The sequence below is a fragment of the Lujinxingia vulgaris genome, assembly GCF_007997005.1.
Lineage (GTDB): Bacteria > Myxococcota_A > Bradymonadia > Bradymonadales > Bradymonadaceae > Lujinxingia.
On sequence record NZ_VOSL01000048.1, the window covers coordinates 1 to 12015 of the forward strand.

General features: G+C 65.2%; 9 protein-coding genes. 6 read left to right on the plus strand and 3 right to left on the minus strand.

The features are described 5' to 3' along the window. Both xseA and FRC96_RS10580 read right to left on the minus strand, forming a co-directional pair. The coding region (gene xseA / locus FRC96_RS10575; protein WP_146974465.1) for an exodeoxyribonuclease VII large subunit at positions 1 to 1357 on the minus strand (1357 nt) is incomplete at its 3' end. Between the two features lie 21 nt (positions 1358 to 1378). After that, complete coding sequence (locus FRC96_RS10580) at positions 1379 to 1621, minus strand: hypothetical protein (RefSeq protein WP_146974466.1); 243 nt, start codon at positions 1619 to 1621, stop codon at positions 1379 to 1381. Positions 1622 to 1697: 76 nt separating this feature from the next. On the opposite strand from FRC96_RS10580, the gene FRC96_RS10585 reads away from it, so the two are divergent. From FRC96_RS10585 to FRC96_RS10595, 3 genes are all read left to right on the plus strand, one after another. Further along, positions 1698 to 3509 carry a S49 family peptidase gene (locus FRC96_RS10585; protein ID WP_230470119.1) on the plus strand — a complete coding sequence of 604 codons (1812 nt, stop codon included), beginning with the start codon at positions 1698 to 1700 and terminating at the stop codon, positions 3507 to 3509. Positions 3510 to 3661: 152 nt separating this feature from the next. Beyond that, the gene (grxC, locus tag FRC96_RS10590) at positions 3662 to 3922 is read left to right on the plus strand and encodes a glutaredoxin 3 (protein ID WP_146974468.1); all 261 of its coding nucleotides are present in this window, start codon (positions 3662 to 3664) and stop codon (positions 3920 to 3922) included. Positions 3923 to 4053: 131 nt separating this feature from the next. Then, the gene (locus FRC96_RS10595; protein ID WP_230470140.1) at positions 4054 to 5445 is read left to right on the plus strand and encodes an RCC1 domain-containing protein; all 1392 of its coding nucleotides are present in this window, start codon (positions 4054 to 4056) and stop codon (positions 5443 to 5445) included. Between the two features lie 196 nt (positions 5446 to 5641). On the opposite strand, the gene FRC96_RS10600 is transcribed toward FRC96_RS10595, so the two are convergent. Next, on the minus strand, positions 5642 to 7009 hold the full coding sequence (locus FRC96_RS10600) for an AgmX/PglI C-terminal domain-containing protein (protein ID WP_146974470.1): 1368 nt from the start codon (positions 7007 to 7009) through the stop codon (positions 5642 to 5644). Between the two features lie 399 nt (positions 7010 to 7408). Here FRC96_RS10600 and FRC96_RS10605 point away from each other — a divergent pair, with 399 nt between their 5' ends. The 3 genes from FRC96_RS10605 to ftsH all read left to right on the plus strand — a co-directional run bounded on the left by FRC96_RS10605 (position 7409) and on the right by ftsH (position 12012). Then, complete coding sequence (locus FRC96_RS10605) at positions 7409 to 8359, plus strand: hypothetical protein (protein ID WP_146974471.1); 951 nt, start codon at positions 7409 to 7411, stop codon at positions 8357 to 8359. Positions 8360 to 8370: 11 nt separating this feature from the next. Further along, on the plus strand, positions 8371 to 9834 hold the full coding sequence (tilS, locus tag FRC96_RS10610; RefSeq protein ID WP_146974472.1) for a tRNA lysidine(34) synthetase TilS: 1464 nt from the start codon (positions 8371 to 8373) through the stop codon (positions 9832 to 9834). 222 nt (positions 9835 to 10056) lie between these two features. Beyond that, positions 10057 to 12012, plus strand: a complete 1956-nt coding sequence (gene ftsH, locus FRC96_RS10615) for an ATP-dependent zinc metalloprotease FtsH (RefSeq protein ID WP_230470120.1) — start codon at positions 10057 to 10059, stop codon at positions 12010 to 12012. Positions 12013 to 12015 lie beyond the last annotated feature (3 nt).

The window sequence follows — 12015 nt, forward strand, 5'->3', positions numbered from 1 at the left end:
GCCGCTCCTCGGCGCGCTGGGTGAGGCGTTCGGCCTGCTCCACGCGGCGGCGCACCGCCGCGCTGACGCGGTCGCATGCCCGGGCCTCACGCAGCCGCGCTCGCTCCACCCCCCGCGTCACATCACGCTCAAGCACGGCGCTGGCCACCCGCAGGCGCTGTCGCTCACGCTCCACCCGCCGGGTGGCATGGCGCGCCAGCCGCGCGTAACGATCTTCCATCTCCGACCAGAAGCGCTCCACCTGCTCGATGAGCAGGTCCGCCGCAGCGGTAGGCGTCTTCGTCGAGGTGCTGATCAGATCGAGCAGGCACACATCACGCTGATGCCCCACCCCGCAGATCACCTTGAGTGGCAGCCGACACACCGCCTCACCGATGGCCTCGGTGTCGAAATAGGCCAGATCGGAGCGCGAGCCCCCGCCGCGCACGATCGCCACCACGTCGAAGTCGGCCGCCCGCTCTTCAAAATAACGCAACGCACGCAACACCGACGCCTCGGTGTGCACCCCCTGCACGTTGGCGTGGTGCACCGTCAGCGCAAACCCGAAGCCGCTCTGGGCGAGCTGGTGGGCGAAGTCGTTGTAGGCGTCACTCTCGTAACTGGTAATGAGCCCCACGCGCAGCGGACACACCGGTAGAGGTTGCGCCAGGTTCAGCCCGGCAAGCCCCCGAGCCTCCAGCGCTCGAAAGGCCCGCTCCCGATTCATCTCCAGCTCGCCGGCGGTGTAGCGCGGGTCGATATCCTGGACGATGACCTGAAAGCGACCGTTCTGCGGGTAGAGATCGATCTTCACCAGCACCCGCACCGCCAACCCGTCGCGCAGCCGCACATCGAGCGCGCTCTGGCGCAAAACCTCTTCCACGCGCCGCCGATCGTCCTCGAAGAGCACCGCCTTGATCCGCGCCACCTCGCTGGCTCCGGCATAGGGTCGCTCCACAAGATCGAAGAAAAAGGTGCGGTAGCCGCTGGCGCGGTTCTTATCAAAGTCCTGCAGCTCGCCCACCAGCCAGACCGCCTCGGCGAAACGCTCGCGCAGCGCCAGCCGCGCCTGATGGTTGAGCTGCGCAACGGTCAGCGTGCCCTCCGGCACCGTGGGAATCGCCGGCGCCGGAAGCTCCTGAACCTTCGCCTGGTTGTCGGCGCAGTACGCCCGAAGATCTTCGCTGTGCTTAAAGTGATGCGCTTCCAGCTTGCTGATCACAAAAGCCAGATGCTCCAGCGGGACGAGCCAGCTGCGGGTGTGCTTGTCGTACCAGCGATCGGGAAGCGTGCGCACCACCGCCACGAGCTCCCGGTCGTAAGGAAAGCTGATGCGCAGCCGGCTGTGCTGCTCCTCAATGTCGATCATTCGCGCCATCGGCGCACCCTTGTTGAAGTCTCAGCCCGGCTCCACACACACCCTCCCGGCCTCACCGAGGCAGTCGCCCTCCAGGGCACCGCTCTCCGGCTGACAGGGCACACACTGCGCCGGCGCCTCACACTGGGCGTCATCGGTGCACTGCGGCAGACACTGGCGCTTGTAACATATCTCGCCATCGCCACAACGCACGTACTCGTCGCACTCGGTGGTCGTGACGCACCCGGCCGCGACCATCATCACCAGCGCCAGAAGCACCATCACGCCCGCTCGACACCACCCTGTGGCGAGTCTACTTTGGCCACAGCGGTGTGAACCACTCCCCCTGATGAGTCTGCTGATGCTGCGTGCGCCTTTTGTCATCGTCTTCAATCTCCTGCGCCTGCTGCGCTACCTGTGGCGCTGGCTCTTTTTTAAGCTGGGCCGACGGCTGGCGCGCCGACGCCAGCTCTGGGTACGCCTGAACCTGGGGACGCGTCGGGCCTTCGGGCCGGCTCACGGGCTGGCCGCGCGCTTCCAGCGCCAGGAATCCTACCTGCAACTTCGCGACGACGTCGACCGTCTCGCCAGCTCTCCTTACGTCAAAGGAGTTGTCCTCGTCTGCGACGACTTCGCCGAGGGGGCCGCACGCACCGCCGATCTTCGGGAGCTCATCCTTCGTCTTCGACGGGCCGGAAAGCGGGTCATCACGCACACCCACGCGCTCACCGGCAACGACTTTGACCTCGCCAGCGCCACCGACGAGGTGCTGCTCACCCCGGGGGGCCGCCTCTACCTCTTCGGACGCCGCTTCGAAGAGATCTTCGCCGCGGAGCTTCTAGAGAAGGTCGGTGTCGCCGCACAGTTCGTGCACATCGGCCCTTTCAAGACGGCGGCCCACCGCATGATTCACAACCACGGCACTCCACCGCAACGGCTGATGATGACGCAACTTCTCGAGACGCTGGAGCAGGAGCGCCTGGAGCGTCAGGCCACCTCGCTGGCGCTTTCCCCGCAGACCCTGGATGCGGCGGTGTCGCACATGCCTCTGGACGCACGACGCGCGCAGGCGATGGGTCTTGTCGGACCGGAGCTTCATCGCGCGCAGCTCAAAGACTACCTGGCGATGGGCGCTCGCAACGATGGCTTCATCCCTCATCCCGAGCTCGCCACACCCGACGGGCCGGACGAACGTCGTGCCGAAACCAATTCGACGCCTGCTGAGCGTCAACCCGTCGACCTGCGCTCCGCCGAAGACTGGCTGGCCAGCGACCCGGGGCCCTTTCAACCTACGCCGCTATTTCGCCGGCGCGAGCGCATCGCCGTGATGGACCTCTCCGGAATGATCGTGATGTCCTCCACAGATATCCCCGGACAGTCCGCCGCCAGCGTGCAACCTTCGGAGGTGCTCCCGACCCTCAACGCGCTGCGCCGCGACCCGCGTGTGCGCGCGGTCATTCTGCACATCAATTCGCCGGGCGGCAGCGCCCTGGCCAGCGAGATCCTCTGGGAGGCCATTGAGCGACTGCGACGAGAAAAACCGGTCATCGCCTACTGCTCCGACGTCGCCGCCAGCGGTGGGTATTACATGGCGGTGGCCTGCGATCGCATCGTCTGCCAACCCGAGACCCTGACCGGCTCCATCGGCGTCATCGCCGGGAAGTTGGCGCTACCCGGCGTCTTCGAGAACCTTCATCTTCACGTGGAGCACCGCGAGCGCAACCCGGTCGGCCGCTTTCAGAGCCTGAGCGCGCCGCTCCCGGAGCGTGCTCTCGCAAACCTGCAACAGGATGCTCGGGCCTTCTACCGGATGTTTCTGCGCCGCGTTGGCCATGCTCGCCAGCTTCCCCGCCGACGCCTGCACCGTTACGCACGGGGCCGCGTTTACACCGGCCGCGACGCCCTGATCCGGGGCCTCGTCGACGAGCTCGGCGGCTTCGACCGCGCCTTTGAGCTCGCCTGTGAACTCGGCGAACTCTCTGCGGAGCGCGCCGATCTGCATTTTACCTCCCATCGCCGCGTGAGCCTGCCGGCGCTGCTTCGACGGCAGGTCCGCGCCGAGCTCCCCGCCCTCTCCACCCTGGACACGCTGCGCACGGCCACAGCCCTGCTGCGCCAGGAGCAGCTCCTCGCTATCTGCCCGCTGCGACCTGCCAACGCCTCGCCATCTTGAAACCTCGTCCCGGCTCTGGCATCCCACCCCTCGATGATCCCTCCGCGCGGCGCTCGATCACGCACGTGCCTTGATTAACCTCGCCACCGCGCACACATTGTCGCCAACTGCCAGCACCTTCGCTGGCACCGACCTGAATCACGGAGTACCCCATGGCCGAAGTCATCATCTACCGCACCCAATACTGCCCCTACTGCGATATGGCCAAGCGCCTCTTTCGCGAGCTCGACGTGCCTTTTGAAGAGATCGACGTGACCCACGATCCCGACGCGCGCGCCGAGCTCATCCAGCGCACCGGCGGCAAACGCACCGTCCCTCAGATCTTCATTGATGGCACATCCGTCGGCGGGTTCACCGACGTGCAAGCCCTCCAGCGCACCGGCGAGCTCACCCGCATGCTCAAGGGCGAATAGCCCACACAAGGTATCGCGCGCCCACCGCCGCTGCCCCCACACTGGGCGTGCCCTGCCCCTGCGCACACTCGAGGCTTCCCTCGCCAGCGCAGGGGCCCTCTTCATGTATCCAGCTTCGATGAGTCTGTGTGATGTTTCGAGCGCGCTACGCCCCCCTCGCCCTGCTGCCCTTCGTCTCGCTGAGCGCCGCCTGTCAGACCGACACGGTGGCCTGCCAGCAGGACTCCGATTGTTTCCTCAACGAGCGCTGCTCGGCAGGGTTCTGCGAGGCTCGCCCCTCCGTGGAGCCCGACACGGGCAACGATGCCGACGTGCCCGACGACCTCGACGCCGAGGACGATACGGCAGACGCGCTCCCTCAGCCGCCCGATCTTACCACCCTCTGCCCCCCCTCCCAGCGCCCCGCCGACTCGGGCGACCACACCCCATACGCGGTCGCCCTGGCACCCACCCACGCCTGCGCCGTTGATCTCGACGGACGTCTGCTTTGCTGGGGCGAGAACGCGCGCGGCCAGCTGGGCGACGGCACCCTTGACGCGCAGCGGGTCCCGACCCGTGTAGCCCCCGCCTGCCGCTGGAACCGCATCGACCTTGCCGGAGAGACCACCTGCGCCATCACCATCGATGACCAGCTCTTCTGCTGGGGCGACAACCGCTTCGGCCAGCTGGCGCAGGGAGATTTTGAAGATCGCCCCTACCCCACGCAGATCCCCGGCGAGTGGTCCTCCGTCAGCGTGGGGCCGGACCGCGTCTGCGCCCGCGACAACGCCGGCGATGTCTGGTGCTGGGGGAACAACGGCACGCGTCTCAACCTCCTGGGCGCAGAGAACCTCCAACAGCGCGAGCCCTCCCCCGTCAAGATCATCGACGACTTTTACGCCCTCGACCTTGCGATTGGCGAGCATCACACCTGCGCGGTGCGACGCAGCGATCGTCAGCTCTTCTGCTGGGGTGACAACCTCCAGAGCCAGATCGGACCGGAGCTCGGCAGCGCGGGCTCGGCGAGCCCCTTCTTCACAATGCGCAACTTCAACTGGCAGCACGTCAGCGCCGCCGGCGACCACACCTGCGCGGTGCTGCGCGACAATGAAGAAGGCAACCTTTACTGCTGGGGCGATGACGCCGCGCCCTACGGGCTCGTGGCCCCCGACAGCGAAGACGCCCCCCATAACGTCGGCGCCGAGGGCCACTTTGGTTGGAGCATCCACACGAGCACCACGCACACCTGCAGCATCGACTTCAACATCGATAACCAGACCTACAACGGGCTGGTGTGCTGGGGGGATAACAGCCAGGGCCAGGTCGCTCCAACCAGCGAGGTCGCCTCGGTGAGCACGCCTCAACGCGTCGACCTCCCCGACACCGACGTCTACTTCGCCGCTGTCACCGAAGGCGTCACCTGTGCGTTAAGTGGCTTCCCGCAGCAGCTGCGCTGCTGGGGCAGCAACGCCCGGGGCCACCTGGCCACCGGCGACACGGAAGCCCGGGAAGGGTTTGTGACGATCAGCCTGGCTCCGCGCTAACGTCCCGCATCTCGACCACCGCCTCGCGGGCTCTTTGCGCATATCGAAGAGGACACAAATGAGGCCGCGCCCTCAATGGGGCGCGGCCCTTTCTATTCGGTGCTATCCGACTCGCCTTATGCGATGCCCGAAAAAACGAAAAGGCCGCGCCCTCAACGGGGCGCGGCCTTTTCTATTCGGAGCTACCCGACTCGACTTATTCGATGCCCGAGAAGACGAAGGGGTAGTTAATCACGCAGATACCACCGTCGGGCTTCTCAAAGCGCAGGCGGTCGATCACGCGGGTGATGCAGCTCTCCACCGAGGAGTTGTTCATCGTGGAGCTGGCGATCGCCGCGTTGGAGACCGAGCCGTCCAGCTGCACGCGCCAGGTCGCGGTGATGTTACCACTCAGGGTGGGGTTGGTCTGAAGCTCACGCTCGAAGCAGTGGCGAATCGCGGCCTGACGGCTGCTGACCACCTGACGGATGTTGCCCGGGTCGCAGAAGTCGCCGACGGCCGGCGCACCGGTCGACATACGCGCCTCAACCTTGCGCTCTTTCTTCTTACCGAGCGCCGCGCCGGTGCCTTTGCCGCCGCCGGTGTCGACCTTACCCAGGCCGCCAACACGACCGAAGCCTTCGCCACCACCGCCGCTGCCGCTGCCGCGCATGCCCATGCCGCCCTGGCCACGGCCGATCTGCAGCTCGCCACCTTCGCCGCTCATCGCGACGTTCATCTTGGAATCAAAGCCTTCCGAGTTGCCGAAGAGGTTGGCCAGCGGGCCGTCGCTGATGATGTTGTTGCTCAGCGCCTCGTGCACACCGATGTTCTTCACATCGATCTCGTCCACCATCGGGCCGTCGACCTTCGGGATCTTGGAGTCAGGCATCTCTTCATCCGGGTCACCGAACTCGCCTTCTTCACCGCCAGCCTTCTTGCCGGTGGTGTCTTCGGCGGGCTCTTCCACTTCTTCTTCCTCTTCGAGCGCGGCGTCGACATCATCGACGGCGAAGCGCGCGAAGCGGTCCATGACCTCGAGTTCGGTGAGCTCAGGCTCAATCGGCTGCATCATCGCCGTGATCAAGAAGATCAGGTGCGCGATCGCCGCCACGATCAGCGAGACCGAGAGCGGACCGTCAAAGATCTCTTTGGGGCTCGTCCCGACAATCGCCTCCCCACGCTCAACGAGCTGGAAGAAGATGTTGACGTTGCCCAGGTTGAGCACACCCCAGTCGCCGAAGCTCAAGTCCACTTCGTAAACGGTGGCCTGACCTTCATCGGTGCTCACAGTTCCCGACTTGGTAGCCTTGCCCTCTTCGATAAGCTCTTCGAGGTCAAACTCCTCATCGTCGATGTGGAGCGCCGCTTCGATCTTATCGGTGATTCGGATCTTATAACCCGAGTCCAGACGCTCAAATACATCAAGCGAGGCGGGAAGCCCCGGCGCCGGGACCGAGAAGACGTTCTTATCGTCTTCACCGATGGTGACTTTAGGCGCGCTGTCTTTGGTGAACGTCGACTCTTGATAAATCGTCCCGTTCCAGACTAGCGCGACGCGCAGGTTATGATTCTTCGGCTTCACCAGGAGCTCCGTTCACTCGGTTTTATCACCATCTGGCCGCACAGGGTGCGACGACTCTCGCCGACGCGGTCGGCCCGAACTCCGCTTCATTGTACCCGAAATCGGGGTCAGAAAGCGGACAAGGGAAGATACGTTTTGCGTTTTCCGGCGTCAAGCATGCCTTAAAAAGCGCGCCCATCCACCGGATCACGGCATAAAACCTACATCATCCGACACCACATCATCAACCACCTTCCCATCTCACGATGCACTGCGTCATCGCTCAACCTGATCACCTTTAGAATTTGCGAAGCCTCTTTGCGTCTTCTACCGTCCTCACTGGCACCGGGCACTGCCCGCGACGCAAGCAACGAGTTTAGCATGTCGTCCCCACTCCAAACCTCTCCATCTCGCGCTTCTATGCCACGACGGTTCAGCATCGTCGTCGCTCTTGCGCTCGTCATCTGGAGCGACCTCGCGCTCGCCCAGCAGCCTGAGCCCCTGGAGCGCGTCAAACCCGGCGAGCTGCAGAGTTTTGAGGATGTGCGCATCGAACGCATCAGCCCCCACGAGCTCAGTGAGATCACGCCAGGGCTGGGACGCCCCCAGATCGCGACCGCTGAAGGTGCCGATCTCCCTCGCCCCTTAAACCGCCAGGAGCTTGAGCGCCTGCGTGGTATCGCCAGCAGCCGCACCGCTCTCATCATGGCGCTCGTCATGCCGCCGCGGCCCTACCGACAGGTGCCGATGGTGTACGTCGGCCACGCGGTCTGGGTGGAGCGTACCGCGGCCCAGCCCGCGGCTCTTATCAGCACCGCCGACTGGCTCGCCGACGCGCAGAAGATCTTCTTGATCGACGACGCGACGGCCACCGCCATGCGCGAACACGGCATCCCCCTGGCCAGCCAGCCCTCCCCGGGTGCGAGCCGCCCCTCGGGGGATGGCGTTGAAGATCTCTTAAAGAAGGATGCCGACCTCCTCATCGAACTTCGTGCGGCGCGCCGAGAGCCCAACCTTAACCTCGCCCACCTGACCTTCGTCTCGGACACCACCGCCGAGACACATCGTCCGTCGCAAGGTTGGCCGCTGCATGCCACCGACCGCCCCGCCCCACCGATGATTTTCGCGTATTCGCCGGAGCGCCCCGACCGCATCGAAGCGGTGCAGATCCACGCGCTGAGCACCCTGGAAGATGCTTTCCAGTTCTACCTGCCGACCACGTCGACGGCGATCCTCGGCGCGCCCCTCTTTTCCAACAGCGGGCATCTGGTCGCGCTCAACGCCCTTCGCCACCCCGAGCGTGGCGAGGTGGGCCTGGCGGTCCCTCCCGGCGCACTCCAGCACTTTGTTGAATCGCTCTCTGAGCCCTGAGCCTCGCCGCGATGCCATCTCCATCCACCACCGAAGACACCCTGCTTGAGGGGGTTCACGACGCCTTAGGACGCGCCGGGGTCGCCCCGGGAGATACGCTCGTGGTGGCGTGGAGCGGCGGACGCGACTCCACCGTGTTGCTCGATCTTCTACAGAGGATCGCACCGACACTGGACATCCACCTGGTCGCCGCCCATGTCGATCACGCGATGCGCGCGAGCTCATCGGACGATGCGGCACATTGCGAGGCTCGCGCTCAAGAGTCCGGCATTCACCTGGAACGCGTCACGCTCTCACCGGGTGAGGCGTCCAATCAGGCCGACGCGCGTCAGGCGCGTTATCAGGCGCTCGCCATGCTGGCGCGCCGGCATCAGGCGGCCGCGCTCGTGACCGCCCACCACGGCGACGATCGCCTCGAGAGCGCGCTCATCAACCTGCTGCGCGGCAGCGGCCTCGATGGTCTGGCCACCTTGCAGGAAGACACGACCCTCATCGTCAATAACGCCAGACTGCGGGTGCTTCGCCCCTTGCTCTTCGCATCGGCCGAAGATGTCGACGCTTACTCGCGCCGACGCAACCTCGTGTGGGTCGAGGATCCGACCAACGCCACCGACAGCTACCTTAGAAACCGCATCCGCCACGAGCTCACCCCCGCGCTCCGGGCGATCGCCGGTGAGCTCGCCCCGGCGCGCCGCACGCTGACAAACCTGGTGTCGGAGCGCCGGGCGGCAGACGCCGCCGCCGACGCCCTGGAGACGCGCGCCCGCCGCCCCCCGCTGGAGCCCGACGCACACGCCTTCGATGCGCACACTCTGAAAAACGCCCCTCGCGCCGTCTGCACCCGCGTCATCCTGCGCATCGCGCCCCACTTCGATCGCCAGACCCTCGCGCGCATCGCAGCAATGCTTCCCGAGGCCTTCTCGATCACCCCGAAATACCTGAGCGCCCCCGGGTTTCTGGTGCGCGTAAGCCACGGCCAGCTCGTGCTGCTGCCTTCGCGCGAGCGCGGGGGGCGCGATCGTCTGCACCCCACCGCAAGACCGGCGACCCTCGCCGCCGCCCCTCGGGGCCTGATTGACTGGCAGGGCTCTAAGCTCCGGTGGTCGACACTCCCTCGCGCCCTGGCCGCGCCCGACCACCCCGCCCGTCCCTGGCGCTGCCTGCTGCCGCCCCCTCCTCAGGGACACACGCTGACGCTGCGCGGCTATCGCCCCGGCGACACGCTGAATCGCATCACTGGCCAGGCCATATCAACGAGGTTCAAGGCCAGCGCCATCTTCCAGGCCGCGCGGCTCGGCGCCGACGTCCGCTGGTGCTGGCCCTGCATCGCCGACGCCGACGACACCCTGATCTGGATCGCCGGGCTGACGCCCCCTTCTCGGCCCGCTCAAACCCCATCATCGGAACACCTTATTGAGGTTATCGTACAACCGAGCGCCGCTCTGAGTGCAATTCTTCATTGGCAGCGGAAATAACCCCCCCGAAAAATCCCTTCTCCCCATCGACGCCGCACGCACCATCCGCGGCCCCGCAGATGGGTGACTCAAGCGCCGGGTGCGCTGTTGAACGCCCACATGCGAGGTGTTATAGCTTGTCGGTCCGGCCCCCCGCATTCGATGCTCTCGCCGGACTCCCGCGCGCTTCTAAAGGCAACCCCTTGAAGGCTCGCCATATACTCGACTTCGACGAGGCCAAACGTGCTCAACAAGATCCCCCTCCGCGCATCATTGATCTGGGGTATTCTCATCATCATGGTCGTGGTGGTTTTCAACATCATGACCGACACCTCCATCGACTCCTCCGAGATCTCCTTTAGCCAGTTCCGCAACGCGGTGGAGACCGGCCAGGTCGAGGAGGTCACCATCAAAGACCTCGAGGTCAAGGGCACCTTCAGCGAGGAGTTCGCCCGCGAGCATCACGAGGGCAAGACCGAGTTCAACACCGTGGGTCCGGTCGGCGAAGATCTTCAGGACATGCTCGCTGCGCAGCAGATCGAGTTCTCCTTTGATCGCGCCGACGAAGACGGCGTCTGGAAGACGATCCTCGTGACCTCCATCCCGCTGATTCTGCTGGTGATGGTCCTGATCTTCTTCATGCGCCAGTTCCAGGGCGGCGGCGGTGGCCGCGCGATGACCTTTGGGAAGTCGCGGGCGCGACTGCTCAACGAGAACCAGAACAAGGTCACCTTCAACGACATCGCCGGCATTGACGAGGCCAAAGAGGAGCTCCAGGAGATCGTCGAGTTCCTCAAGAATCCCAAGAAGTTCACCCGTCTGGGCGGTCGCATCCCCAAAGGTGTGCTGCTGATGGGCTCGCCGGGTACCGGTAAGACCCTGCTCGCGCGTGGTGTGGCCGGCGAGGCCGGCGTGCCCTTCTTCTCGATCTCCGGCTCGGACTTTGTGGAGATGTTTGTGGGCGTGGGCGCCTCGCGTGTTCGCGACCTCTTTGAGCAGGGCAAAAAGAACGCGCCCTGCATCATCTTCATCGACGAGATCGACGCCGTCGGTCGCCACCGTGGTTCCGGTATGGGTGGTGGGCACGACGAGCGCGAGCAGACGCTCAACCAGCTCCTCGTCGAGATGGACGGCTTTGAGTCCAATGAGGGCGTGATCCTCATCGCGGCGACCAACCGCGCCGACGTGCTCGACCCGGCGCTGCTTCGCCCGGGCCGCTTCGACCGCCGCGTGATGGTCGCGCCGCCGGATGTCCGAGGCCGTGAGCAGATCCTCAAGATCCACACCCGCCGCACCCCCATCGGCAAGACCGTCGATCTCAAAGACATCGCCCGCGGCACCCCCGGGTTCTCCGGCGCCGACCTTGAGAACCTGGTCAACGAGGCCGCCCTCCTGGCGGCGCGCTCCAACAAAGATCGCGTCGAGGCCATCGACTTCGAAGAGGCCAAAGACAAAGTCCTGATGGGCGCCGAGCGCAAGAGCATTGTGCTCACCGATGAGGAAAAGGCCGTCACCGCTTACCATGAGTCGGGCCACGCGATTGTGGCGCTGCGGCAGGCCAACACCGACCCGGTGCATAAGGTCACGATCATCCCGCGTGGTCGTGCCCTCGGTGTGACGCAGCAGCTGCCCACCAAAGATCGCTACAACCTCAACCGCGACTATGTGCTCGAGCGCATCGCGGTGATGATGGGCGGTCGCGCTGCCGAAGAGCTGATTTACAATCAGTTCACCACCGGCGCCGGTCAGGACATCAAGGTCGCCACCAACCTGGCGCGCCAGATGGTCTGTGAGTGGGGTATGAGCGAGGCGATCGGGCCGCTCTTCTATGGCGAGTCGCAGGAAGCCAGCCTCAGCACCACCCGCCCCTACAGCGAAGACCTCGCCCGCGAGATCGACGCCGAGGTGCGACGCATCGTCAAAGAGGCCTACCAGCACGCCTACCAGTTGCTTGAAGAGAACCGCGAGCTGCTGGAGCTGATGACCGAAGCGCTCCTGGAGTTCGAAGCGCTCGACGCCGATGAGATCCGCTACCTGGCCGAAGAGGGCAAGCTCGACTGGATCCGCGAGGAGCGCCAGAAGAAGATGGCCGAAGAAGCCGAGGAGGCCGAGAAGGCTCCCAAGACCGGCTTCGCCTCCAAGATCAAAGAGCAGGTCCCCCCGGTTGAGCCCAACCTGGCGCCCTCCAACACCTGGTAATGA

Excerpts from the sequence above, each read along its gene's own strand:
- FRC96_RS10585 (WP_230470119.1), top strand. The coding sequence starts at position 1,698 with ATGCTGCGTGCGCCTTTTGTCATCGTCTTCAATCTCCTGCGCCTGCTG.
- grxC (WP_146974468.1), top strand. The coding sequence starts at position 3,662 with ATGGCCGAAGTCATCATCTACCGCACCCAATACTGCCCCTACTGCGAT.
- FRC96_RS10595 (WP_230470140.1), top strand. The coding sequence starts at position 4,054 with ATGTTTCGAGCGCGCTACGCCCCCCTCGCCCTGCTGCCCTTCGTCTCG.
- FRC96_RS10605 (WP_146974471.1), top strand. The coding sequence starts at position 7,409 with ATGCCACGACGGTTCAGCATCGTCGTCGCTCTTGCGCTCGTCATCTGG.
- tilS (WP_146974472.1), top strand. The coding sequence starts at position 8,371 with ATGCCATCTCCATCCACCACCGAAGACACCCTGCTTGAGGGGGTTCAC.